This window comes from Marinobacter shengliensis, from assembly GCF_030297115.1.
Taxonomy (GTDB): Bacteria; Pseudomonadota; Gammaproteobacteria; order Pseudomonadales; family Oleiphilaceae; genus Marinobacter; species Marinobacter shengliensis.
This window is the reverse complement of the sequence record NZ_AP028063.1, coordinates 42,601-67,588: the sequence shown is the minus strand read 5'-3', so window position 1 is coordinate 67,588 and position 24,988 is coordinate 42,601. Positions and strand designations below refer to the sequence as shown.

Annotated in this window: 25 protein-coding genes and 1 riboswitch; of the genes, 12 read left to right on the top strand and 13 right to left on the bottom strand. The window is 53.6% G+C overall.

What is annotated here, in order from left to right; all coding sequences use genetic code 11:
• Nucleotides 1-134 precede the first annotated feature (134 nt).
• From QUE75_RS20015 to QUE75_RS19990, 6 genes are all read right to left on the bottom strand, one after another.
• Entirely contained in the window at nt 135-578 is a 444-nt protein-coding gene (locus tag QUE75_RS20015; RefSeq protein ID WP_286256019.1) for a hypothetical protein, read from the bottom strand.
• Between the two features lie 281 nt (nt 579-859).
• Nucleotides 860-1,549, bottom strand: coding sequence for a VIT1/CCC1 transporter family protein (locus tag QUE75_RS20010; protein ID WP_022989546.1), 690 nt, complete (start codon nt 1,547-1,549; stop codon nt 860-862).
• 887 nt (nt 1,550-2,436) lie between these two features.
• Nucleotides 2,437-2,994, bottom strand: a complete 558-nt coding sequence (locus tag QUE75_RS20005) for a manganese efflux pump MntP (RefSeq protein WP_023010643.1) — start codon at nt 2,992-2,994, stop codon at nt 2,437-2,439.
• A 7-nt stretch (nt 2,995-3,001) separates the two neighbouring features.
• A riboswitch (yybP-ykoY riboswitch) is annotated at nt 3,002-3,171 on the bottom strand.
• A 51-nt stretch (nt 3,172-3,222) separates the two neighbouring features.
• Nucleotides 3,223-4,188 carry a CDF family Co(II)/Ni(II) efflux transporter DmeF gene (gene dmeF, locus QUE75_RS20000; RefSeq protein WP_022989549.1) on the bottom strand — a complete coding sequence of 322 codons (966 nt, stop codon included), beginning with the start codon at nt 4,186-4,188 and terminating at the stop codon, nt 3,223-3,225.
• Nucleotides 4,189-4,628: 440 nt separating this feature from the next.
• The gene (locus tag QUE75_RS19995) at nt 4,629-5,243 is read right to left on the bottom strand and encodes a tyrosine-type recombinase/integrase (RefSeq protein WP_232903283.1); all 615 of its coding nucleotides are present in this window, start codon (nt 5,241-5,243) and stop codon (nt 4,629-4,631) included.
• A 566-nt stretch (nt 5,244-5,809) separates the two neighbouring features.
• Nucleotides 5,810-7,012 carry an MFS transporter gene (locus tag QUE75_RS19990; RefSeq protein ID WP_286256008.1) on the bottom strand — a complete coding sequence of 401 codons (1,203 nt, stop codon included), beginning with the start codon at nt 7,010-7,012 and terminating at the stop codon, nt 5,810-5,812.
• A gap of 277 nt (nt 7,013-7,289) precedes the next feature.
• Here QUE75_RS19990 and QUE75_RS19985 point away from each other — a divergent pair, with 277 nt between their 5' ends.
• Genes QUE75_RS19985 through QUE75_RS19965 form a run of 5 tightly spaced genes read left to right on the top strand, consistent with a single transcriptional unit; the run spans nt 7,290 to nt 12,178 of the window.
• Nucleotides 7,290-7,703, top strand: a complete 414-nt coding sequence (locus QUE75_RS19985; RefSeq protein WP_286256007.1) for a GtrA family protein — start codon at nt 7,290-7,292, stop codon at nt 7,701-7,703.
• Nucleotides 7,690-8,718 (top strand): glycosyltransferase family 2 protein, encoded by a 1,029-nt coding sequence (locus QUE75_RS19980; RefSeq protein ID WP_286256005.1) that lies wholly within the window; start codon nt 7,690-7,692, stop codon nt 8,716-8,718. Before QUE75_RS19985 ends, QUE75_RS19980 begins: the two co-directional genes overlap by 14 nt.
• The gene (locus QUE75_RS19975; protein ID WP_286256003.1) at nt 8,702-10,177 is read left to right on the top strand and encodes an ArnT family glycosyltransferase; all 1,476 of its coding nucleotides are present in this window, start codon (nt 8,702-8,704) and stop codon (nt 10,175-10,177) included. Before QUE75_RS19980 ends, QUE75_RS19975 begins: the two co-directional genes overlap by 17 nt.
• On the top strand, nt 10,167-10,901 hold the full coding sequence (locus QUE75_RS19970) for a response regulator transcription factor (protein WP_286256001.1): 735 nt from the start codon (nt 10,167-10,169) through the stop codon (nt 10,899-10,901). Before QUE75_RS19975 ends, QUE75_RS19970 begins: the two co-directional genes overlap by 11 nt.
• A complete protein-coding gene (locus QUE75_RS19965) occupies nt 10,898-12,178 on the top strand; it encodes a sensor histidine kinase (protein ID WP_286256000.1) in 1,281 nt (426 codons plus the stop codon). The genes QUE75_RS19970 and QUE75_RS19965 overlap by 4 nt, the downstream gene beginning before the upstream one ends.
• A gap of 28 nt (nt 12,179-12,206) precedes the next feature.
• Here the strand turns inward: QUE75_RS19965 and QUE75_RS19960 are convergent, their stop codons facing one another.
• The gene (locus QUE75_RS19960) at nt 12,207-14,072 is read right to left on the bottom strand and encodes an LTA synthase family protein (protein ID WP_286255998.1); all 1,866 of its coding nucleotides are present in this window, start codon (nt 14,070-14,072) and stop codon (nt 12,207-12,209) included.
• A 946-nt stretch (nt 14,073-15,018) separates the two neighbouring features.
• Between QUE75_RS19960 and QUE75_RS19955 the strand changes: the two genes are divergently transcribed.
• The 3 genes from QUE75_RS19955 to QUE75_RS19945 all read left to right on the top strand — a co-directional run bounded on the left by QUE75_RS19955 (nt 15,019) and on the right by QUE75_RS19945 (nt 17,280).
• Nucleotides 15,019-15,651 (top strand): hypothetical protein, encoded by a 633-nt coding sequence (locus QUE75_RS19955; RefSeq protein ID WP_286255996.1) that lies wholly within the window; start codon nt 15,019-15,021, stop codon nt 15,649-15,651.
• 199 nt (nt 15,652-15,850) lie between these two features.
• Nucleotides 15,851-16,378 (top strand): retropepsin-like aspartic protease family protein, encoded by a 528-nt coding sequence (locus tag QUE75_RS19950; RefSeq protein WP_127334538.1) that lies wholly within the window; start codon nt 15,851-15,853, stop codon nt 16,376-16,378.
• A 209-nt stretch (nt 16,379-16,587) separates the two neighbouring features.
• Nucleotides 16,588-17,280 (top strand): hypothetical protein, encoded by a 693-nt coding sequence (locus QUE75_RS19945; RefSeq protein ID WP_286255993.1) that lies wholly within the window; start codon nt 16,588-16,590, stop codon nt 17,278-17,280.
• A 54-nt stretch (nt 17,281-17,334) separates the two neighbouring features.
• Here QUE75_RS19945 and QUE75_RS19940 read toward each other — a convergent pair whose 3' ends face one another.
• From QUE75_RS19940 to QUE75_RS19930, 3 genes are read right to left on the bottom strand one after another with little or no spacing between them, the layout of a single operon-like run.
• Complete coding sequence (locus QUE75_RS19940) at nt 17,335-17,844, bottom strand: PD-(D/E)XK nuclease family protein (protein ID WP_286255991.1); 510 nt, start codon at nt 17,842-17,844, stop codon at nt 17,335-17,337.
• Nucleotides 17,841-18,269, bottom strand: a complete 429-nt coding sequence (locus QUE75_RS19935) for a CFI-box-CTERM domain-containing protein (protein ID WP_286255989.1) — start codon at nt 18,267-18,269, stop codon at nt 17,841-17,843. The genes QUE75_RS19940 and QUE75_RS19935 overlap by 4 nt, the downstream gene beginning before the upstream one ends.
• Before the next feature lie 2 nt (nt 18,270-18,271).
• Nucleotides 18,272-19,687 carry a fused MFS/spermidine synthase gene (locus QUE75_RS19930; protein WP_286255986.1) on the bottom strand — a complete coding sequence of 472 codons (1,416 nt, stop codon included), beginning with the start codon at nt 19,685-19,687 and terminating at the stop codon, nt 18,272-18,274.
• Nucleotides 19,688-19,916: 229 nt separating this feature from the next.
• Here QUE75_RS19930 and QUE75_RS19925 point away from each other — a divergent pair, with 229 nt between their 5' ends.
• Together QUE75_RS19925 and QUE75_RS19920 are read left to right on the top strand one after the other, a co-directional pair.
• The gene (locus QUE75_RS19925; RefSeq protein WP_286255984.1) at nt 19,917-20,540 is read left to right on the top strand and encodes a hypothetical protein; all 624 of its coding nucleotides are present in this window, start codon (nt 19,917-19,919) and stop codon (nt 20,538-20,540) included.
• Nucleotides 20,541-20,918: 378 nt separating this feature from the next.
• Entirely contained in the window at nt 20,919-21,587 is a 669-nt protein-coding gene (locus QUE75_RS19920; protein WP_286255982.1) for an SOS response-associated peptidase, read from the top strand.
• Nucleotides 21,588-21,593: 6 nt separating this feature from the next.
• On the opposite strand, the gene QUE75_RS19915 is transcribed toward QUE75_RS19920, so the two are convergent.
• Nucleotides 21,594-21,773 carry a hypothetical protein gene (locus QUE75_RS19915; RefSeq protein ID WP_286255980.1) on the bottom strand — a complete coding sequence of 60 codons (180 nt, stop codon included), beginning with the start codon at nt 21,771-21,773 and terminating at the stop codon, nt 21,594-21,596.
• Nucleotides 21,773-22,198 (bottom strand): hypothetical protein, encoded by a 426-nt coding sequence (locus tag QUE75_RS19910; RefSeq protein WP_041657540.1) that lies wholly within the window; start codon nt 22,196-22,198, stop codon nt 21,773-21,775. Before QUE75_RS19910 ends, QUE75_RS19915 begins: the two co-directional genes overlap by 1 nt.
• Nucleotides 22,199-22,292: 94 nt before the next feature.
• Here QUE75_RS19910 and QUE75_RS19905 point away from each other — a divergent pair, with 94 nt between their 5' ends.
• On the top strand, nt 22,293-23,300 hold the full coding sequence (locus QUE75_RS19905; protein ID WP_286255977.1) for a helix-turn-helix transcriptional regulator: 1,008 nt from the start codon (nt 22,293-22,295) through the stop codon (nt 23,298-23,300).
• Nucleotides 23,301-23,363: 63 nt separating this feature from the next.
• Here QUE75_RS19905 and QUE75_RS19900 read toward each other — a convergent pair whose 3' ends face one another.
• A complete protein-coding gene (locus QUE75_RS19900; protein WP_286255975.1) occupies nt 23,364-23,708 on the bottom strand; it encodes a hypothetical protein in 345 nt (114 codons plus the stop codon).
• Between the two features lie 287 nt (nt 23,709-23,995).
• Between QUE75_RS19900 and QUE75_RS19895 the strand changes: the two genes are divergently transcribed.
• A complete protein-coding gene (locus tag QUE75_RS19895; RefSeq protein WP_286255973.1) occupies nt 23,996-24,925 on the top strand; it encodes a metallophosphoesterase in 930 nt (309 codons plus the stop codon).
• Nucleotides 24,926-24,988 lie beyond the last annotated feature (63 nt).

Here is a 24,988-nt window from a genome sequence, read left to right as displayed (position 1 = left end):
TCCGTCGTTGGACGGAGAGACTCAAGACATCCACCCGTTAACAGACCTCGGTTAGAAACCGGCCTAAAGCGGTTATCAAACTCAAAAAACAAGGGAATAACGATTAATCAGGCATGGATGCCACTGATCACGGTTTATCGGTCAAAGGGACCCGGTGCCTGCTTTTCATAATACCTGGCGGGATCGCTCTCCCAAATTGCATCTACATTCGGTTCAACCATGTCGGCTATTCCAGAGTGGCGGCGGTTAGCTCTCGTTTCCGCTGTAATGAGCCCAAAAATAGCGCCAACAATCAAGGCGGCGCAGTACAACACGGCTCGGAGGGTCCACCTGAGAATTCGGTAACCAGCGAACTCTCCATACTTTCCGTCCATATGATTGACCAGCGAAGCTACACCGTGCCTCTGTCCGTAGAGGCACAAACCTGTACCCAACATCAGAAATATCGGAGCAAATAAAGACTGGCTGACCAGCGAAAGCACCAGAGCTATCGATCCTACGCACAGGCCAATCCTGAACAGCCAATAGTCTCCTTTAGTCGCTGCCTTGATCTGTACTTTTGAACTTGGTTTGATCATAAATTAACCATCCATGTAACTCCTTGCTGTAACGACGATTTCCGTATTTTTTTGCCAACTTATCCATCGATTTCTGTGGATAACTCGCGATCACAGCTCAAACCACTTGGTCATGCCACCATATTGTGGCCGGAGATTGACACCATGAAATGGCCGAAGGGGTCGCAAAGCGAACATTCAGGTTTTGGAATAACGCCGCGCTCTACGGCAAATTTGGAGCGCAGTGGAAAATATGTCCGGCAGCAGCGCCTTCTTAGGCGATACAAAGCACTGTAGGCAAATCAAATGGCCACCCCAAAAAGGGCACCGATCCCCGCAGTCAGGGCCATTGCCAGGGCGCCCCAAAAAGTTACCCGAGAAGCAGCCACAAGAACGGGAGCGCCCCCCGTTCTTGCTGCTAGTGAGCCCAGCAACGCAAGGAACAAGAGAGAGCTGCTTGGAACAGCCCACATAAGTATGTGACTCGGCAACAACAAAACGATGAGCAGGGGAAGTGCCGCGCCAACCGAGAATGTACCTGCCGACGCAAACGCGGCCTGAATCGGGCGAGCCGTCGATACCTCTGAAATACCAAGTTCATCGCGTGCGTGAGCCCCAAGCGCATCATGCTTCATGAGCTGAATTGCTACTGTGCTTGCAAGCTCTGGATCCAACCCTCGCCTTACGTAGATCTCAGCCAATTCCGCTTGTTCTTGTTCGGGCTCCCTAACGAGCTCTCCACTCTCTCTGGCAAGATCCGCCCGCTCCGTATCAGATTGAGAGCTGACTGACACATACTCACCCGCTGCCATCGACATAGCGCCTGCAACAAGACCGGCAACACCAGCAACCAAGACAGCCTTCGAGTCCGCCCCTGCCGCCGCAACCCCAAGAACCAGACTAGCGGTAGATACAATTCCATCATTTGCGCCCAGAACCGCAGCACGGAGCCAGCCAATCCGTTCTGTCCTGTGCCTTTCAGCATGCCTCATACCAAGTTCCAATTAAAAAGGAAGAGAAAGTTACTAACGTTTGCAGCATGCGCGCCCATGAAATGGAGCCGAAGGCGCAATGTAAAGGGTGGACTTACCCGGGTCCACTAGAAACTTCTAGCCTATGATTAGAGCATAGCAGAGAGTGCCATGAGCAACCAACGTTATCCCGCGGAATTCAAGAATGACGCGGTCTGGAATAGTGTGCGTGCTAATCAGCACGCGGTGCATCGAAAGATCGACCATAAGCAGACCTGAGAACCTGATGGCGATGCTTGAAAATGAACCGGTAAACCGGTGTCAGTAACAAGGTGAACATGGGCAACCTGCATTGAAATTCGACAGTGTCGGTTAGCCTGCATGCCGTCCCGTATCGATCTATGTTCCGATGATGGCGCCACAACCTATTGCAAAACGAGCTGGATTCTTCCGCGAATCCCACTTGTCGATCGATGCTAGCGAAAAAGAACTTGTGTCGATCGATAGGCACGATACCAAACAGGAGTATCCAGCTTGAAAACAGCACCCTACCAGTAGGCCAATCGGAGATTGCCTTGTTTGACCGCTCGGAGGGGGCCGTCTGCGGATGAGAGGACTTAGCTCCCTATTGACCCCTTCCATCGTAAACAGCTCAGAGACAACTTCAGGACTGATTTCAAGATTGCTGGATATTTCAAATATCATTGTAGTCAACCGTGGGAGTTAACATGGCAATCACCCATACGCATCAATCGCATCCGGACATTTCCTCGACGATTCTGTCTGGCCTCTACAGCCAGGTCGGCAGGCCATCGATGAAGTCAAGGCAACAGTTTAATACCTGAAATCACCGATGCTCGCCGGTTTGAATGCCGGGCCTAAGTGACTCTGAGCCTCAGAAACGAAACTTACAGGTGGCCGTATAATATCCAGGCGCCCACCGCAACCAGCGTAAGACCGCCGAATATTTCTGCTCGGTGCCCCATCACAGCTCCGATAGCGCGGCCCAGCATTATGCCAATAGTCACCATCAGGGTTGTTGCCAGTCCGATTAAAGCCGCAGCAATCCAGATATTGACGTTGATAAATGCCAGGCTCACGCCCACCGCCATGGCGTCAATACTGGTACTGAAAGCGGTAATGCAGGTCCGGAGCAAGGACTTTTCCGCCGGCTTTTCTACGCCGTCTTCCTCGGGTTTCATACCCTCATAAATCATATGAAGACCGAGAATCATCAGTAGCGCAAACGCGATCCAGTGATCCCACGCTTCCACATAACCAGATGCTGACTTTCCGATCAGCCATCCTACCAATGGTGTAATGGCTTCTATTGAACCGAAGATGAGACCTATCTTAAAGGCTTCTGGAAGACGAGGGCTTTTTAGCGTCGCACCTCTGCCAATTGCAGCGGCAAAGGCATCTGTGGACATGGCAAAGGCAAGTAAAAGAAGGGTAATCGGGTTCATCTAACTGGCTCCGGTCGGGCATTTCGAGTCCACGATATATCCACACGCCCGACCTTGGGCATGGATATATCGATGGTCTCGCCAACCGAGAGGTGTTCGTACCATGGCATATGGCCAATTATGTTGATACGAACTCTTCCGAACTTCGGAAGCAGGCTACTCCCCAACGAAGCGCGAATATAGCAATCATCCATAGGGATCGCAAACTGCCCTGCCTTCATTGCAGGCTCAGCAAGTTTCCGGTGCGAAAGCGTGGTGTTCGGTGCATTGGTGTAATTCGACCGTTACATGCACCAGGGATCGACACTGGGCCTGAATGCGATCCTTGTAGACCGAAGGCGATTCGGGCTGGTGCGAAACCACCGAAACAATAGCAGCATGAATGTTGGGACCAATCGACCAGACGTGCAGGTCACCGACTTTTGCATCGTTATTTTCGACGGCCTGTTTGACAGTTTTTTCCAGGTCTTGATGCTGTTCGTCAAGGAGCACTTTCGAAGTGTCTTTCAACAGATGCCAGGACCAACGGGTGACCAGAATGGCACCGATGATACCCATCATAGGGTCCATCCAATTCCAACCAGCATATTTTCCGGCTAACAGTGCCACAATGGCCAGAACCGATGTCAGAGCATCCGCAAGCACATGAAAGTAGGCGGCACGGCGGTTATGATCATGGTGAGAATGGTCGTGGTGATGCCCGTGATCATGGCCGTGACTGTGTCCATGGTCATGCTCTGCACCCCCCAATATCCAGGCCGATACGCCGTTGACCACCAGGCCGATGATGGAAACAAAAATCGCACCGTCAAAGGAAATGGGGACTGGCTGTATAAACCGTCCCACGCTCTCGATGACCATGTAGAGGGCGAAGGCTGCCAGTAGAATCGCGCCGGTAAAACCACCAAGCGCATTAACTTTACCCGTACCAAAAGAGAACCGTGCGCTGCCTGCATTCTTCCTGGCGTAGGCATAGGCGAATGCAGCAATACCAAGCGCTACTGCGTGCGACCCCATGTGAAGCCCGTCTGCCAACAATGCCATTGAGCCATAAATTATGCCGGCCAGAATTTCCCACACCATCATCGCAAGCGTGAGGCCTACGACAACAAGTGTGCGGGCCTCACCGGAGCGTCTTTTGTCCTGACCAAAAATGTGGTCGTGTTGCCAATGGTCAAGTCGTTCGTGGTGCATGGCAGTGTTCCTGGCGAGCGTGGAATGGCGGTCGGGAAAGCCGAGGCAGTCTTTTGATCTATACCTAAAGGGATATCAAACGGACGCTATGGTAACAAAATAATGGGCACCGCCCGGGTGATCCCACCAAACGACTGTGAAATCAAATCATATTGGAAAGCGGACTTTTTTTGCCACTCGACGCCTTGCTGGCCATGCATAATTTGTTAGCAAGACCGGCCATCCCACCAATCCAACTGCGCCAAAAACGCGGCGAAAACATCACAAACACACTGAGCAATTCCAACCTCCCCAGCAACATAGCAATTATCTAAAGACGCAGTACGAATGTTCGCTTTTGTTTTAGCGACTGGAGGAACCTGATCTAAACCCGAGGGTAATCATCGACTGGAGCTGGCAGCGGATGCGGCATCCAGGGACCAAGAAGCCAAGTTACGCCTTTAGATCTCAATACTCTCAGCTATCTCCAGAGCATCTTCAACCTCGACGCCGAGGTATCGCACGGTGCTCGACATATTTGTGTGTCCCAATAGCAACTGTACGGCTCGAATATTTTTGGTCTTCTTATAGATCAATGTCGCTTTGCTACGTCTCATTGAATGGGTTGCGTAGACTGAGGGATCAAGTCCAATGCTGGTTATCCACTTTTTGACGAGACGGGCGTATTGATGAGTAGTGATATGGTCAAACTTTCGCATCCGGCTCGGCCACAAATAATCCATTCCTGAGAGTCCGCGCAATTCGATCCACGCTTCGACCGATTCGCGGGTCTTTTTGGTTATCTCAAACTGGACAGGCTGACTGGTTTTTTGCTGGATGACTTGCGCCCGATCCATAACCTCACCGTTTCTGGAAATATCTCGAACCAGAAGCTTCACCATATCGCAGGATCGGAGTTTGCAATCAATCGCCATGTTGAACATCGCCAGCTCGCGAATGTTCTTTGCAATCTCTAATCGAATGCGGATAGCCCATATTTGTTCGAGTTTGAGCGGTAACTTCTGGCCAACGAGCTTTCCCTTGTTCCAGGGAGCTTTGCTGATAGGAAATGTCATGACGTGGCCCTCTTTGGAGGGTAAGGGCCTTTAAGTATGGCTCAGAAGATTGCTCTCTGCTGGCCAACCTGGTCGCAAAGCGGGCATTCAGATTCGGGCGTAACGCCTGCGCTTTTTCTCAAAAGCGGACATTCTGGAGGGCCTCATTTTACTCTGTGGAGCTCTAATGACCCATGCACCGATTTTAGGGGATGGTTATGGAATGACCGACCTCAGAGCTTTGGCCTGGTCAAGCCTGGCGAGAAAGGAGGCGTTTTTGATCGGGAGTTTCTAAGGGTCTGGCCAACTGGCGTCCGGATAGCTACGGACAGGGTCGCGTTTGTTGGAACGGTTGGGGCGGAAGCCCGAGCGGATTGGCAACTGGTCCCTCAGCCGCTGCCCGCGTTTAACCAGACACTTGGGGAGCTGGAGCGCCAGTTGCAACAACTTGGTCTGGCAAACCAGGTTAAGGACATTGCCTATCCGGGCGACCAAACGCCAAAGTCTGCTGATCAGTTGCGATCTGGCAGTGACCGTGTTCGCCTGATTGAGTTGGCTCCAGGCTGTTGAGTCCCGACAACCATGGTTCATGCCTGTGTCGTTCTATCTTTACCTGGTCTAATGGCCAGCCCTATCAGTGTCACCACGCAGAAACCGGCCCCGCCATAGAACGTCAGGGCTGGCCCGCCGTATTGCCACAGTAGGCCGGCCAGCACGCTCGCAATCAGCAAGGCAATGCCCGACACCAGATTGAAAAAGCCAAAAGCGGTTCCGCGCTGGCTTTTTGGCGCCGCGTTCGCAACCATGGTTGCGAACAAGCCCTGGGTCATGCCCATGTGAAACCCCCAAACCACCGAGCCGACCAGTGTCCAAAGCCAGTGCTCTCCAAGGGCAAGGATGATATCGGCAACAATCAGCAAACCCAGCCCGATCATTAACAGATGTTGGTGATTGACCCGGTCGGCCAGTTTCCCGCAGGGGTAAGCCGAAACCGCGTAGGCAACATTCATGGTGACGAATACGATGGGCATCCAGGCAATGGCAAGCCCGTTGCTTTCGGCGCGAAGCAGAAGAAACGCCTCGCTGAAACGCGCCAGGGTGAACACCGCGCCAAGGATTACGACCCACCAGTAAGCACGGTCGAGCTGGCGTAACGCATCACGGCTGATAGGATTCCGGCGCGCCTCGGTGACCGGCTGCTGGGGTTCGCGAACGCCAAAAATCAGCAGACCGACCGCCAGTGCGGCGGGAATCACCGCTACCCAGAATACTGCCTGGTAATCGTTGGCCCAGAGGAGCATCAACCCAATAGCGATTAACGGGCCTGCAAACGCACCAACGGTATCGAGTGACTGTCGCAGGCCATAGGCAGCCCCACGCATTGAGCTGGGCACCAGGTCCGCGACCAGAGCGTCTCGCGGTGCTCCGCGGATGCCTTTGCCAACCCGGTCAGTCAGTCGAGCGGTCAGTATCCAACCGACGCTGGGCGCAAGCGCAAATATGGGTTTGGTTGCGGCGCCCAGGCCATAACCTAATATCGCCAGCCCCTTGCGCCTGCCCAGATAGTCGCTCAGTGCGCCCGAAAAAATTTTGGTGATCTGCGCCGTCGCCTCGGCCGCTCCCTCAATAAAACCAATGGTGACAGCACTAACGCCAAGAACGGAAAGCAGGTAAACCGGCAACAAGCTGTGAATCATCTCGGATGAGACATCCATCAGCAGGCTCACGAAGCCAAGTATCCAGATTCCGGTGGGCAATCGGGGCTGGTCGACTCGGCCCTGGGTCTTCACGCCTCTGATGCTGCGATAGGGGTTTGCATAGGGATAGTGTCCAGATTCGTTCGGACGACGAACTCAACAATAGGGAACGCATCCCTGAAAGCATGACTCATTACCGGCCACAATCAAGCTCGCCTCGGATCAGGCCACGGGTCCTGTCCTGGCTTTCCACGACTTTGACAATTCCTTGACCTTACCACCACCTCTCCCTGACAGGGCCGACGCTAACATGGCCACATTATCAAACCACATTTGATGTTTATTGCACCTTTTCAGGCCCCCATTGATTGTGAGATCAAACGCTTTTAATTCGCCGTTAAATCAAACCCTCGGCAGACAGGTAACCGGTTTTCTGGCTGCAGGCGGGCTGGCAACGGCTATCCACTGGGCTTCAATGGCGCTTCTTGTTCTGGCCGGACTGCCTGCACTGACAGCAACCGCTATAGGAAGCATTTGTGGCGCAGTAACCAACTATTTTTTCCAGCGGCGACTGGCCTTTCCCGGCGCCGGCTCCCACCAAAAGACCGTCTGGCGTTACGTGCTGTCGTGTCTGCTGGCGTGGGTAACCAATTTTGTTGTTTTTTCCTTCCTTCAACAGGGGCTGTTGCTGTCGGTCACTGTTTCCCAGCTCGCCACAACGGCAGTGCTGGCTCTACTGAACTTTACCGTCTACCAGAGGTTGGTATTCCATGAAAGGATCTAATGTCCAGCCGGCCAATTTCGCCGGTAATCCTGTTGTGTCCGTGGTAGTGCCCGTTTTTAACGAGCGCACGATGCTGCCGGTATTTCTGGATCGAGTGCTTCCCATCCTCGACTCACTGACGGTAGCTACCGAATTGGTGTTTGTTGACGACGGAAGCGAAGACGGAAGCGCTAACTATCTTGCCAGCACTCTGGCCCAGCACAGCCACATGCGGTTGGTGAAACTCAGCCGTAATTTTGGCAAAGAAGCCGCTGTTACCGCCGGCCTGGAACATGCCACAGGCGATGCCGTCGTGGTGATTGATGCCGACCTGCAAGACCCACCCGAGCATATTCAGGCAATGGTCGAGGCGTGGCAGTCGGGATCTGATGTGGTGCTGATGCAGCGTCGTTCCAGGCAGGGCGAGTCTGTGATGAAGCGCCTGAGCGCTCACCTTTTCTATCGACTGCTGAATTGCACCAGCCGTACCAACATTCCCGTCGATACCGGCGATTTCCGCCTGTTGAGCCGCCGGGCGGTCGACGCATTAATGTCTCTGGGCGAACGTAACCGCTACATGAAAGGGCTTTTTGCCTGGATCGGCATGCCCACAGTCGTGCTTCAGTACGATCGCGCACCCCGGGCAGCGGGCGTCACCAAGTGGGACTATCCAGGACTGGTCGGGCTGGCTCTGGAGGGGCTTACCTCATTCTCAACATCGCCCTTACGCTGGGCCACTGGCGTGGGCTTGATTGCAGCAACCGTAGGCGCTCTGTTTGGCGCCTGGATTGTGCTCAAGGCGACACTGCTTGGAGATGCCACCAGTGGCTATCCCTCGCTGGTCGCCATCATTACATTCCTTGGCGGCATTCAGCTGCTGAGCGTTGGCATCGTTGGCGAGTACGTCGGCAAGACCTACGTCGAAACGAAGCAGCGGCCCATCTATCTGACAGAGGAGGTTATCGAAAGCCGGCAAGCAAACAGCAAATCAGGCAACATCAGCAAAGGGCACTACCGCCATGCGAAGACTTCTTAGCCCCTGGTTTCTTGTCCTGGCAGCCATTCTGGCAAGTCGCTTTATCGGCATGGCGCTCTTTCCGTTCGCCGACACAACGGAGCCACGGTACGCTGAGATTGCACGCCTGATGGCCGAAACCGGTGACTGGATAACTCCCTGGTTTGAACCTGGCGTTCCGTTCTGGGGTAAACCACCCTTATCTTTCTGGGCACAAGCCGCCTCAATCAAGCTATTCGGGGTTTCCGAATTTGCCATCCGGCTGCCAGCCTGGCTCGCCACCCTCGGCATTGTCTACCTGACCTGGCATTTTGCCTTGCTGCTCTGGGGGAAGGCAGCGGCTCGCTGGTCGGCGTTGGTGTTCTCGTCCATGGCCCTGACATACATCAGTGCCGGCGCGGTGATGACCGACGCCTTTCTGGTGCTCGGCACAACCTTGTCTTTAGTGAGTTTCGGTCTGGTTATGAATGGGCATGTCCGTTACTGGCGATCTCTGTTCTTCGTCGGTCTCGCCATTGGACTTTTAGCGAAAGGGCCACTAGCCCCGGTTCTGGTCGGCATCCCAATTGGCTTATGGTTTTTATTAATCCGCACATCACTGGCAAAGCTGAGACACTTCCCCTTGTTCTGGGGGAGCATCCTGACCGTCTGTGCCGTCCTGCCCTGGTACATTCTTGCCGAATGGAAAACCCCCGGCTTTCTCGACTACTTTATTATAGGCGAGCATTTCCGTCGTTTTGTTGATCCCGGTTGGGCGGGCGACCTTTATGGCTCGGCGCATGTTCAACCCAAAGGCATGATCTGGATTTTCTGGACCTGGGCCAGTTTTCCCTGGGGTATTATCGCCATCAGCGGTCTGGTTATTTCCTGGATCCGGCGGGGCACCGCCAGGGAATCAGTGCGTGCACTGCGCGACCCCGCACTGCTTTTCGTTTTACTGGCAACCATCAGTCCGCTGCTGTTCTTTTCCATGGCTGGCAATACACTCTGGACCTATGCACTCCCATCGTTACCGTTTTCCGCCATACTGATTGCCCGGTGGCTTATTAGTCTGGATCTAGCATGGTTTAAAAGGTTCAGGTGGCCGCTGGCAGGAACCGTGCCGGTGCTGTTGACGATTTTTGTTGTACTCGTAACCCAAGGTGTCGCGACGCCGAAAACCGAGAAACAAATGGTTCTCAAATACCAGGAACTGGCGCAGGTTCAAAGCAGCCCGCTCTTCTATTTGGGCGACTTGCCTTTCTCTGCGAGATACTATTCCAGGGGAACTGCTCAGGAGTTAGCACCTGAGGAACTGCCTGCGACGATAAGCAATTCAGAGTACGAAACCTACTTTATTGCCGTTCCGAAAAACTGGGAGCCAGTGTGGGCGGAACAATGGATCGAGGATGCCAGGACCGAAGCAATAAACCGGCGATATCGTCTGCTATCGTTCAGTGGGACTAATCATCGACAGGAACTGTCACAAAATGACCAGTAAATCTTCCAATGCGTTGATTCAGACGCGGCTGCGCGTCCTGATTGTCGAGGACCAGAATGACCTCGCCGAGAACCTGTTCGAATTTCTGGGTGATGAGCACTACAGCCTTGACTACGCCGCCGATGGGCTCACCGCTCTGCATTTACTGGCAACCCAGAACTACGACGTTATTGTTCTGGATTTAATGCTTCCCGGCGTCAATGGCTTCGAGATTTGTCGTCGTATCCGCCAGGACCTGCAATGCCAAAAACCGGTCATTCTGATGACCGCACTCAGCGCGATCAAAGATAAAGAAAAAGGCTTTGAAATGGGGGCTGACGATTACCTGGTTAAACCGTTTGAGCTCAGAGAACTCCAACTGAGGATTGACGCCCTTCATCGACGCTATAACCCGAGCCTGAAAGGGCTTCAGGCGGGCGAACTGCGATACGACCCCGGAACACTCAACGTTAACTATCGAGGCAAATCGGCCGAACTGTCGGGCACGCCCGCCAGGCTCTTTGAGCTGCTGATCCGCGCCTACCCAAGCTTGATCGGTCACGATGCCCTTTCAGAATCGATCTGGGGCGACGACATTGCGGACCACGCCGAAAATACTCTGCGCACCCACGTCTATGCACTGCGAAAAACTCTTGAGAAAGCATTCGGGGACGGCTTGATAAAAACCGTTCATGGTCGTGGCTATCGCCTGAACCTGCCAGGTGACGGCGAGGCGGAACGATGAAGCAGCACTCGCTCTCCCGGCGCCTGTCGACCACAATCTTTGGCGTTATTGCCGTCACGGTTGCGGTTTCTATGGTGGCCGTGGAAGTATTCGTCAACGATGTGGAGGACACCATTCGGGGCCTGGAGCTGAAACTTGATGCCGAGTATTTCACTCAGCAGATTTCAGAACCGACCTTCCAGACCTGGAAAACGGGTCGCCTTGACGTTTATTTCCTGCCGGAGGATTCGCCAGAGTCGATGCTGCCAAAGCATCTGCTGAATCGTCCAGTCGGCTATTCCAATGAAATCGAGTTTGATGGGGTAACCAAAATACTAAACGTCGAGACGGTCGCCCAACCACCAGGCCGTCTCTACGTGTCTGAAGACATTACGATTATGGAAAACCGGGAATCCCTGATTCAGATCGTACTTCTTTCCCTGGCTGCCGGGCTCATGCTTGTAGGCTTGTTCGTGTCGAAATTTGCGTCCGCTCATCTGTTAAAACCCTTGAAGACCCTGACCAATGATGTGCTGGCCACCGAGCCAGGCGCGTCCATGGAGCGACTGTCACGTAACTATCGGCATCAGGAGTTCAATCAGATTGCAGACGCGTTCAATCGGTTCCTTTCGGCCATGGAGGCGGTGCTTGAACGGGAAAAGTCGTTCGTTAAACTTGCCAGCCATGAACTCAGGACGCCTCTGGCCGTTATTCTGGGTGCACTGGATGTTCTGGAACAGCGCCAGACACTTTCGGAAGCGGACCAAAAAACGGTGAAACGAATCCGCAAGGCCACCCGCACAATGCGGGAAGACACAGAAATGCTATTGAGCATTGCCCGCGGACAACCGGAAATGGGCGACTCAGACAGGATCGATGTGGTATCGGCCATCGGCGAAATCATTTCCGACATCAAGGATCTGGACCCGGCTTTTTACGGCCGAACGGTATTTCATCATGACCGGGATCACGTCATCCTGAACTCTGAGCCTTCCCTCGTCAGAATGATTATTCGCAATCTGCTGCAGAACGCTCTGGGACACACCGAAGCCAACGTGCACATTGCTGTGGCTGACCAGACCCTGCGAATTCAGGACTTCGGCAAAGGTCTTAACAAGTCGGTCATTGAGAACATTTCAGCCGTCAGCAGACCCGGAACCAGAAAGCTTGATCAAAGCAGCTTCGGCCTGCTGATCGTGCAACTCGCTTGTGAACGCCTTAACTGGAGGTTTCAGGTGGAAAAATCGGACGCCGAGGGCACGGTCTTTCTGGTTTTAATGAAAGACCTCGTCAGCTAACAGCCTACTGGCCCGCCGGCGCTAATGCTCAATCCTTCTGGGGCAAGTCGTATTTTTGCTCCCGGTAGAGCCATAGTGGAAGCTGGGCAAATGCCAGAGCGCGCTGGAACGACGCTCCCGGAGGCGGCGTATTCAGATAGTCAGTTTTGCCAGACTCAAGATCATAAAGGCCGTCCAGCGGCGCCCGGTCTGGCCTGAGAACCGTAACCCGATAATCGCTTCCCATCCACGCATAGTAGTCATTGAACTGCATCATCGCGCGACCGGGCGCATCCGGATCCCTGGTGATGTCACGGCCAATCATCGGGTGATCCGTCTCAAGGCCCATCAGCGACAACAGGGTGGGCGCCAGATCAATCTGACTGGCAATGGTGCTTACGCGCTTTGGCTCAATTTCGCCGCCAAGGATCAAGCCCGGAATGTGGAAATTCTTGATCGGCACCAGCTCGTCACCCCACACACGGGCATCATGGTCGGCGACGATCAGAAATACAGTATTCTTCCAGTAGTCCTGCTGGCGCGCGGTTTCTATAAACTCGCCCAACGCATGGTCGGCATATTTCACCGCGTTGTTAACGGTGTTTTTCTCGCTGTCATACAGCGAGATCCTACCATCGGGAAATTCGAATGGCGTGTGATTGGAAGAAGAAAATACCAGACGAAAAAATGGCTGGCCAGACGCATGCAGCCTCTCTAATTCTTCGTTTGCCTTGTTGAACAGGTCCTCGTCACTGACGCCCCAACTGCCGGTAAAATTCGGGTTAGCATAATCGCCTTGGTCCGCAATATGCTGAAACCCGTTCCCAGAAAAGAAGCTACGCATATTGTCAAAATGCGCCTCGCCTCCGTAAATAAAACCGGTGTTGTAGCCGTTTCGCTCCAGAAGCCCCGCCAGGGTGAAGAAATGTGATTGCGATAATGACAGCTTCACCACACTGCGCGACGCTGACGGCAGAAACCCGGAGATCACCGCTTCGATCCCCCTCACCGAGCGGGTTCCTGTCGCGTAGAGGTTTTCAAACCACCAGCCATCGCTTTTCAGCGCCTCCAGCCGGGGCGTAACCGGCCGGCCGCCGAGCGATTCAACAAACGTTGCGCCAAGGCTTTCCTCCAGCACAATCACCAGATTCAGGGGAGTGGCCCTCTCAGTGCCAGGCGTTTGATGATGCATGGTGGGATAGCGTTCGGAGGGAAACTGGTAGCCTGTCAGCCAGGGAGCCGTTGTGACCTCGTTCAACATCGCCTCATCGGTGATTGAGCCATAACTCTGATTGTTTTCGGTTTCATGTTTGAGATTATAAATCGCAAAGGAAACCGACCAGGTTGAATTGATAATCAGTGAATTAACCAGCGGATCGGACGTCAGGGCAAACATGGCCGGATTCGCCGGACGATGGCCTGTGGTTGAGCGCACGCACATAAACACGGTCAGAACCACCAGGGGCCACACCAGGAGCGCCTTTTTGTGGCTTGAGGGTACAGGTGCGCGAAGCCAGGGCCGTAGTGCTCGCCAGAACAACGCAATGGCGCCCGCGGTAAACCCCAGACTCAGAAACACCGTGGGCTTGAACCCGGTCCACAGCATCGAAAAAACTTCCCGTGGGAATTTCAAATATTCGATAAACAGACGGTTGGGTCGTACATCGTACTGGCTGATAAACGTCGGTGTGGCAAGTTCCATAAACACAACCAGCGTAATCGCCAGAACCGCCCAGAACGCGGTGAGCTTCTTCCAGGCAGACCAGCTGTAGCGGTGACCCAACACAGGCAGGACAAGCAGAAGTGGCGCTACCGCCATACCCGCCAGGATCAGATCCACTCTCAGTCCCTGCAGAAATACTGTCGGCAGGATACCGGTCTCCCACACCCGATCAAGCTGCCACAACACAAGCATAAGGCGGGAAAGGCTGCCAATCAGCACAACCGAGCAAAATAGGATAATAAGAGGCGCGTAGGCCCCGGCTTTTGTCAAAAAGGAACTTTGCGGATTGATACTACTGAGCTTTTCAGAGGGCATTCAACGACATTCCTGAGAGGAGGAAACCCTTCCGGGCTGTGCTTTTCGAGCCCGAGCTTAGGTCATTGGCTGTGCAGAAAACCTCACAGTAATGTCAAAAAAACATCAAATTGCCTCGTTGGGACCGGGCGGCAATCAAACATGTTATTGATTGCGTCATTGATGAAAACCGGGGCCTGCGGGTTTACGTTGAGGATCTGGCTCTTGCGCCACTGACCTGCCCCCAATCGCTGCTTAGCAATGTCGGTTAATTTACGTCCCCACTGAAGTGGGGGAAGTCCAAGGTCTTATTGCTAGACTAGTTAGCCGTTTCCACCGCTCTAAAAGTGCCGCCATTATCAGAAAGCGGTCATTATTGGCAGTGTGAAATACGCCTCGAAAATGTCCGCTTATAGGTGAAAGGCATCAATGTTCGCTTTTGTTTAAGAGCGGCGGTCACGACTAAGGGTTATGTCAACATAACTTGGTCGAGCCGGCCAAAATATGATGTCAAGAACACCACTCACGGTCGGCGGTAGGCCCAAACCCAAGCGACCTTCAAAGGATTGACGGATCCGACTGCGCTTATCTCAGTATAGGACCAAGCGGCCCGGCGGCAACACTCTGTATAGAGGCGGGCCTGCCCCTGGGGTTGCGGGTTTCAAAACCCATGAGACATTACTCATATTGAGAGTGCGCGGATCCTGTGGTGGGTGTTGAGTGAGGTTGGCCCTCGAAAGAGGGCCCTTTTTCAACCGTTAAAGGGACATCAACGAAAGACCTATTCTCGATTTACTCCCCGCAGTCCCGGCATACCATGGATTTTTTTCTGAGGAGCCTTGCCATGCCCCACCTTAAGTTTGCGTTAATAGGACTCACAACCTCTCTTCTCCTCGGTTGTGGTGGGGGAGGGGGCGATGGGGCTGCTATCGAGAAATCCTCATCATCAGGCAACACTGACGCAAACAAGGAACTTGTTTTCGAGTTTTCCGGTTCACCACTGGAACCGAGTGTTTTCAATCTGGCCGCGTTCTCAGAAGACCAGGAAAATCAGTTCTCACCGGGAGATATCATCAGTCTGACCTGGAATACGGATGTCTACTATGACGACCTCTCGGTTCCCGGGTTCGATGAGACCTTTCCCTATACAGCGTCTGTTTATCTGAGTGAGGACGGCGCGTTCCAGGTGGAAGATGACGTAGAGCTGTTTTCGGTTCAGTGTGTTTTTCCCTCCTCAGAACAGACGGCCTGTGGTCAGTTTGCATCGTTCCGGTGTGACTATGCCCCTGACAATAGACATGAGCTTGTCTGCTCAAGCTTACCGGCTGGGCGAGAACGGGGGCTTGAAAGTCATGTGGTGGATATCACAGAGTTTCTGAATGTCATTCCTAGAACAGCGGAGCTCTTGATTGTGGCTTGTTTAGATAATGAGCCCGAAAAGTGCGACTCCCACCAGCTCAGCCTGCAGTTGAACTGAGCGCCGTTGCAGATTCTGCGTGATCCTTTCGTACGCGAGGAGGAGGGGCGACAGAACAACCGTGATTTATGTGCGGCTCTGGTGGCCCGTACTTTACGGATACTGATTCGAATTCATCGTCGTGTTGGCCGGCTGTTCCGGAATTCAGGATGGGTTAGAATAGAAAACAGCCTGTCGCGGATTCACAGCAAGGAATGGGATGAGTAAACCCGGTGCCATCAGACCCGAAATCAGATACATTCTTTACTTTGCTGTTTTTTGGGCTGTATTGATCGGTGTTGTGACATATTTATTCGACCGAGTGGATGCCCGCAATAACAACCCCAATCAGCAACTGGTCAGCCATGTCCGTGGCGGTGCCACCGAAATTGAGCTGAAAGCCAATCGCCAAGGGCATTATCTGGTGGACGGCACCATCAATAACCACAGCGTCACCTTTATTTTGGACACTGGCGCCACTACCGTGTCGATTTCAGAATCGGTAGCCCAGAAAGCGGGCCTTACTCGGGGCCGCCCCGGCGTTGCACAGACGGCGGCTGGTAAGGTGAAAGTGTGGAGTACTATCATACCGGAGCTCCGTCTGGGCGATATGAGGTTCACTAACGTGCCCGGCACCATCAGTCCCGCCATGGATCCCGACATGGTGTTGTTGGGAATGAGCGTCCTCAGCCAGCTGAACTTCACTCAGCAATCAGGCGTTCTTACCTTGAGCCGGGAAACTCAGTGAGTCAGAAATGGTTCTCCTGGTTGTTTGAGCCCGCCGCAAGACGTTGCATCCTTTTTTAGTCGAGGGCGACCCGGCGGAGAAAGGGCCTCGCTGATGGGAAACTGAATGCTGGGGTGAGTCGTATTCCTGGTACTTGGCGTACTGCTTTCAGAAGTAAGACCCATTTGTGCAATTTTCCACTAACCAAAACGGAGGTCTGATACCGACCTATGGCCATCCATTTCTATGAGAAAGGCCAGCTATCCTCTGGTTTTCATGGCTGGCAGGTGACAGCGACACTAAGAGGTAAGCGCTACCAAAAGTACTTCAGCCTGGTTCCTCCAGCGTCTGCGATTCCAAATGAATTCTGGCATCGCTATCAGGAAACACGAGCGCGTTATTACGATGCCCGTTGGTCTGCCCGCTCGGCGGCTTTGAAATACATCGATGCCTTAAAAACGAATCACCCAAACACGCGCCCATGCCGTGGTGTGGGGTTCCGGGGTATCACTATGGGAATCACTACCGGGGAACGGATTGATCAGGAGCGGTGTTATTTCTCCGTGAATGAGCCCGGCAACCCAGTCCGCTTCTTCATCACAAAAGACTGCACCTTATCTCAAGCCTGGGAGCAAGCGGTCGACCATTGGGGCAAGGTTTTCGATATTCGGCCTAAAGATATTGAAATGAAGCGCAAACATCCGGTTGGCCCTTCTGCCTTCAAAGCGCTTCGTAAACAACTCAACGAGCATGAAGGCTATAACATCTCGGTTGAAGCACTTCACGATGTCTATGCTGAACAACGCGCCCAGATCGAGCGTCAAAAGGCCAGTGAGCAAACCCAGGGTGAGGTCACCGAGGATGATTTGCTGGGATGGTATGCCAGCCTTAAGCAGGAGATTTCAGAGTACCAAAATCGCTGAGTTTAGACGGTGCCGCGACGGACAGGGATTGAAGAGCATTGCTCGGTGGATGTATTAATTACCTGCAGATTCCCGACAATGGTCCCGGTAGGCACAGGAACGGCATTTCCGGGGCGCCGGCAGACAGGGTACCACCTCGCCATTTTTTGCTTTTCTGGCTAGAATTGTTGCGGATTCAATCTCCCGGTACAGGGCACGGTCAGAGCGGGGCAGGATAATGTATTTCTCGGCCTGTCCTGTTTTGACTAGGATTCTGGAGACCTTGTACTGATCGCCCCTTGCGGACAATGCGGCGCATTTTGCCTGCACGATGTCACTCTCAAAGATCGGGCCATTCCGGCTTTTGTATTCGACCGCCAGAACACCGCCGTTCACGCGATAGAGCAGATCCGGTTTGCCGAACACCTTGTACCTGGCGTTAAAAAACGGCTTGGTACGCCGTCCGTCGTCGACCCAGATTAAACGGCCATCAATGCCAAGCGCATCTGAACGTTTGAGACGGTGCCAGAGAATGACGACTGCGATAGCGAATAAAAGCAGTGCCGAGGCAAGAAAACCTGTCATGACTGATTCCCTCTTCGGGAGCACCAGCACACCAGTCGATCCACCAGGAAGCGCAAAATGCCTGTAATCCTGGGCGATGACTGGCTCAAGTGAATGGCCAGTGGGGACAGTCGATAATAGAGCCTGTCGAGCAGGGCTCCTCCGGGCCACTTTAATATCGCGTCATCTCGAAACTTTCGGAGAACATTGGTTCGTGGATCATCCACGCCATAGAGATATGACGCCACGTAGCAGCGCTTGTCCTGTCGAGCCTGCCGGTTCAATGCCTCATGCTTTAACTCACCCTGCTGCCGGGCCAGGACAGCCTGCTTGGTTGGCTTGGCACCCTGATATTTGAGCGCCACAGAATGCGGGCAGAAAACGGTGCGTCCGACGTCAGAAGCCGAAATCCACTCTGTTCGTTGTTGAGGCTGATTCTTCCCCATGTTCAGTCCTGCTCGGTCGTGCCATTCAGTGCAGACAAATATCCGTCTACCGTTACTCTGGTTGTATCATCTCGATACAAACCCGCAACTGGGTCTTTGCTGGACGGCTTTCCGCATAGGTACACGAGATTCTCCAGTCCATCCCGGTAGCCAGTGATGTCTGTCACGCACCGGGAAAACGCCCGGCGAACCGTGTTATCCATAGTCAGGGAATACTGATCCGTCAGCCTGGGGTTGGCTGCGATATTCAAAATGGCTTTGCCGTCAGGTAACAGGCGTTCGGATACGAGCGAAAAGAATTCAAAGGTGGCCGTATGCATCGGGATGGTGGCGGCGTTCGTGTAAAGATCCACGACGATGACATCCCATTGCCGCTTACTGGTCAGCAAATAGGCTCGGGCATCTTGAGCAACGAAGTCCCCCTGAATCTTTTCCTCCAGAAAGTTTTCCTCAACCACTGATTTCAGCTTTGGATCAATGTCGAGGTAGGTAAACCGCGCACCACCGGTCATTTCTGCGGACAAAGTGAATCCGCCGGCGCCCAACACGAGGATGTGCTTTCCGGTCACATCATCGGAAAAAATGGCCTGCTTCATCATCTCAATGTAGGGCCAGCCTTCGCGATTCTCCCTGCCAATATAGGAGGCGGAGCTGCGGTTGATGATTAAGCGCTTGCCTTCGGCATCCTGCGCAATATGAATATCGCTGTACGGGGTGGTCGCGGCAAACAGCTGGCCCGGGATGCGCACGTTGGCAACAAATGTGATGGCGAGTGAGAGTGCGGCGGCGCCCATCAGGGCGGATTTCAAGGGCGATCGCTCGGGACTGATCACCAATACAGCGCAAATAGCCAGAATTGCGCAATTAATGACGATGGAATAGCCCACGCCAAGAAAGTACATCAGCACCAAAGAGGTTAGCAGGCAGCCAACAACATTACCGATCGTGCTCAAAGCCGTGGCACTGCCGGCCGCTTCACTTTTTCGGGTGTTTTGGTCTGCTGTGTTGAGTAGCAGGGGAACTGTCTGTCCGAGTAAGAAAACCAGTGGCCCCATGATGACCACACAGAAACTCAGCAGATGGATCAGGGGATTGCGGAGTCCCGGGATGCCCGCAGTAATGTCTGCGACCGTCAGAAAATACCAGCTGACAAACGGGTAGGAGAGACCGATGCCGAACAATCCGATGGCAACAATGAGATTTACCAACAGGGCTCTGGTAAATTTTTCAGGTGCCGTTTTCCCGCCCTGATAATAGCCAAGCGCCAGGGCCGCTAAAAAGCAACTGATGATAATAGAGGTGCAAAGCACGGAGCTGCCGACAAACGCCACCGTCTGGCGTATTGTGACCATTTGTACGCCAGAACTGGCGAGACCCTCCAGTAGGAGAATAAGAGCCACACGCTGCTTAGAGATCATTGTTCGCCCTGCCTGAGGTTGCTGGCCAGCGAGCTTATCAACGGTTAATCAGGTGGAGTGATGAAATGGGTCTTGTCCAATAAACCCAAACCGCACCACAACCTGGTTCATATCTGCTGCGGGTGGCTATGGGTTTCTCAACACCTCCTTGATAACGTACGCCCAGTCTCGACCAATCAAGTATGATTGAAAGGATGTTGCAGCAGCGGTAGGTCACGCTGACAGCGCGATGCACCAAAGCAAAGAGCTTGGCCATAATCGGGTAACTATGAACTCCATTCCGCACTATCTAAAAAAACTATTTTCTCGGGCGTATCGCCGTCAGCTTGCCGCTGAAGAACGCCAAAGCGAGCTGAAGGTCTTGATTCAAGAGCATCTTGAGAAACTTCCCAGATGTGAGGGGCAAATACTGGTAGCCACCAGCGAGGACCAGGAAGAGGGTTTTTTCTGCGATGTGACGGTGCCTGCAAGAGTGTTGTTGGCCTGGGCCAGGGAAGACGCCGAGAAAACGGTGATTCAAAACGTCAGTGCCCAAGCGGCGAGGGAGGCTCTGCCGATCTGGCTAGCCAACTCGACCTTCGACACCCGCAAGGTGAGTCGGTTACCGGACGGCCATTTCGGCCTTGTTGAAGAGCGGATTAATGACTGGGTAACCGATGGAACCGCTACGGTGTATTGCCCGGAATGCGGCCATGAAGTCCAAGACGTTGCGATCACGAAGGCAAACGAAGTCCAGGCCGGCAGGGCCTATTTCTGGTGGACAGATATCTGGAGCTGCCCCCGAGGTCACCTGTTACGCCAAAAGGATCAGGAAATACGGTTTATATTGAGGCCTCACCGACAGGGAGCTTGATTCTCAGCAGGCTTCCGGGTAACTCCTGAGTGCGTCAGGGCGCGGCCTACCACGTAGCCAGCTGCCACACCGACCAACGCTGTCACCGGTCCGATCAGGCCGCCGACCAAGCCACCAACAAACATCAGTATCACGCTTTTCATACAGACTTCTCCCGCCTTCTAGGCAGCTGCATTAGTCCGAGTATAGGACATTGTGTCCGGCGATGGGTTGATCCGCTCGTGTTGTCTCGCCAAAATACTGTACATTAGAACAGTGTATGAGGTAAGCATGTCCTGCACTAAGCCTGGTAACTGCGAATTCGCCTCAAGCCTGGGCCTAGAGCGCCCTTGGATTTTGGCTACACTGCCTCAGATAGGTCGGGCAAGGATTCAGTGTATGTGCGGACGTTACAACGTAACCGACTCTCCGGAAGTCCAAACGCTGATGGAACAATTGGGGCTGTCTGGCATTGCACCCAGACCCCAGCACAACGTCCCACCGGGCGGAATCGGCGAGTTTGTCATAGAAGCGGCGGATGACCGGTATCTGCTACCAGGTATCTGGTCGCTATTGATCGAGCCAAACCCAAACGGCTATGGTTTTCGGCCCAACCCGAAATTCCACACCTTCAATGCCCGCAGCGATCGGCTGACCAGCAGTCCGTTATGGAAAAAGGTGTATCCGACCAAGCGTTGCATTATTCCAGTCAGCGCATTTCACGAATGGAAGGGTAAGCAGGTCTACAACATTCACCCGCAGAATGAGGCCACTGCACTGGCGGGGCTATGGCAATCCTGGCATTTCGGGGACGAGCAGGTGAATTCATTCACCGTCATCACACTGCCGCCGCACCCGAGGTTCAGCCATATCCACCCGAAAAGCATTCCGCTGATGCTCCGGCCAGAGGAGTTTGATCTGTGGCTGGATCCGGAATTTCACGAGACGGATGCGTTTCGGGGGCTGATGCGAGCGCATATTTCCGCACCGTTGGTGTGTGAGCCGGTACGGAGTACTCATGACTTGGAGCCGGTAGGCGATGTGGAGGTTATCTCAGCCGATGGTTAGCTGTTTTTAACGCACCCACCAGGAAATAAAAAATACCGGCGCAACCACCAGGATCGGAATCTTTATCCACACCGGGAAGGCCTCCCATTCCTCCCAGCCAACACCGTGGTCATTGAAATAGCTTATGCACAGCATCGACACCACTACCCAGAGAACCGCCCCCAACGTAGCTAATATCAGAATCATCACGCACCTCGCTGGATGTTAAAGACAAACGTCATCGCATTGGCTTTGCTGATGGTCAGCACGTGAATGCTGGCGGTATCTTCGTGCATCTCCAGATTGAGCAACTCCAGCACAGAATTCGAATAGCGAAGCTCCTCAAACCATCGGGCATAGAAATGCTGAACGGCTGCGGGAAGATCATCTGACTGGGTGACGAGCTCGCAGCGCAAGAGGGCATCGGGGCAATCGGGCTGCTCGCGAATGAATGATTGCTCGCTGAACACGGGGTCGTTGTGGATCAGGGCATTAAAGATGTCGTGCTGGAACCCCAGCATGGTGGAGTCGAAATCGTAGGTTTTTGGGGTAAACCCATGTTCTAGCAGGAGGGAGGCAAAGTTGTGTTTTTTCAGGGCAGGGCTCCTTGTGTCGTTGGCAGAATTGGCCACCGGCTTTACTTGGGCAGCACAAGAATCTAGCATGACATAGCGTCAGAATGTGTCGCTTAAGCTGTCGACTTCGAGAAAAGACAAGGATCCCGCTATGTCCAACACGGCCGTTCGCTACCTCACCATGCTCCGGATGGTGCCCCGGTACCCAAGATCCATCACCACCACCGAACTGGCGAGCCGCCTGGAAGAGCAGGGCTTTTCGGTAACCATGCGCTCGATCCAGCGGGATCTGGAAAAGCTGAGTGCAGATTTCCCTTTGTTGGTTGATGAAAACTCCCGGCCTTACCGCTGGTCGTTCGATCGCAATGCGACCATGGACATCATACCGGCGCTGGATCTGCCGGCAGCACTCACGTTTGAGCTGGCGAAGGCCTACCTCTCGCCAATGCTGCCCCCAAGGGCGCTGTCCCACTTAAAGCCTCACTTCGATGAAGCCCACCGCACGCTGCTGCGTGAAAAGAACCCCCTTGGCCAATGGCCAGACCGGGTCAGGGTGATCAATCGGGGGTTAGGAGGTGCGCGCCCGCCTGTTGATGCCGATGTTCTGGAAGCGGTCACCGAAGCCTTGCTCCGGGAATACCAGTGCAAACTCACCTACCAGGCCCGAACCTGGCCGGAGCCGGAAGAGATTGTGGTGCATCCGTTCGGGCTGATATTCCGGGACCCGAACGTGTACCTGATCGGCACTATCGACGGTAGAGAAGGGGTTCGCCAGCTGGTGCTGCACAGGGCGACGGCAGCTGAAGTGGTGGAAGAGCTCATCGAGCGCCCGGAAGATTTTGATCTGGATTTGTACATCCACTCCGGCGCTATGGGCATCCTGAAATCCGATGAGCCTGTGTATCTGAAGTTACGCTGCGACAAACCGGTGCTGAACCACCTGATCGAATCCCCACTGGGGTTTGATCAGATCACCACTGAGATTGATGACAAGACCTTCGAAATGGCCGTCACCGTGGGCGACACCCAGGACTTGCGCTGGTGGCTCACCGCTCAGGCGGTGCATTGCGATATTCTGGAGCCGGCGTGGTTGCGGGATGAGATTGAAACCACGCTTAAGCAGGGGCTGAGGCGGACTCGAAGGACAGGTGACGCATGAGATATTTCGCCAGTGCTGGAGCATACGCTCCAGCCGGTCGTAGTGATTAAAGCAGCGAAAAAACTATGTTTCCTTGGTGTTAACTCTCCGCAACGCTTCTTCCCGGGCAACCTCCCAGCTAGAATCATCTGTAGGCAATCCGTTAGCTCCCAGCGGTGGCACCCCGCGCTCTTTCCGGCGGGCGTTTACCTTCTCGGTGTAGTCCACACTCATAGGATTAATACCACGGCGACGGTCATTGGCGTCTGCGATGGAATCCATCATGGAATCGTATTCTTCCGGGAAGAGTTCGTAGTGTACATCGTGGACCAGCTTGTTGAGCTCATCCAGCTTTCGGCACTCTTCCTCGGATAAACCCTCGCGTTCTGCGGTGCGTTTCTTGAGCATTTCTTTTTCGGCACGATTCATCACTTTCTCGCTGTTTGTTTCAACTTCGGTAATCCTATAGCCGATATGCGACAGTGGATGTCGCACCCTGTTGTAAGAATGGTTTGCGATCAAGGGGTATGCCGGGACAGGTCAAAAGGTGACGTGATTGGCGAAAAAATTCTCAGACATGTAAACAATAGTTACGTTTGTTGGTATCGTCCCAAACTTCACGCAGTATTGCTTATACTCCGAATGACACGCAGCCTAACCTTCTTGCCTGTTAAAGCTGTGCTGTGCGAGAAAGATTCACCAAGCAAGGATGAATGATGTACGACCTTATCGGCGATATTCACGGCCACGCCACTGAACTCAAAGCCCTCCTCGCCAAGATGGATTACCGCGAAACAGACGGCGTGTGGCAGCACCCCGAGCGCACGGTTATTTTCCTGGGTGACTTTGTAGACCGCGGCCCTGAACAGGTGGAAACCGTCACCATTGCCCAAAATATGGTCGAAAAGGGCCACGCCCTGGCGGTCATGGGCAACCACGAATTCAACGCAGTAGCCTGGGCTACGGAAGACCCGCAAAACCTTAGTGAACATCTTCGCCCCCATACCGAAAAGAACCTGAAGCAGCACAGAGCCTTTCTGGAGCAAGTAGGTGAAGGCAGCGAGCTGCACCACAGTATGATCGAGTGGTTCAAAACCTTGCCGGTGTATCTGGACTTGCCGGAATTTCGAGTAGTACACGCCTGCTGGCACCCGGAGCATCTTGCGGCCATAGCCAAGTACACCAATAAAGAAAACCGGTTACTTCCGACCGCTTGGGAGGAGGCAAGTCGAAAGGGCTCAGAAGCCTATGAGGCCGTTGAAACTCTTCTCAAAGGGTTGGAGATTCCGCTTCCGGGCGACCATCACTTCTTCGACAAAGATAAGAATAAGCGAACCAACATCCGCACTGAATGGTGGCGCGAGGGTGAGCTGACCTATCGCGATCTTGCCATGGTACCGGAAGAGGTCATCGATAAAATTCCCCATGAACCAGTAGCTTCTCACGTTTTACCCGGTTACGACGGTGAGAAGCCGCTGTTTGTGGGGCATTACTGGATGAAAGGGGAGCCGGCTCCATTGAATGAGCGCATTGCTTGCCTGGATTACAGCGTTGCCGGTGGGATCGGCGGAAAATTGTGCGCATATCGGTTCGATGGAGCACAAAGGTTGAAAGCAAAGTGTTTTACCTGGGTCCAGGAACAGTAAGGCGCAGATTATAAAAATTTTTTGCTGATTTAGTTGGCGAAAGCAGTAGCTATGGTCAATGAA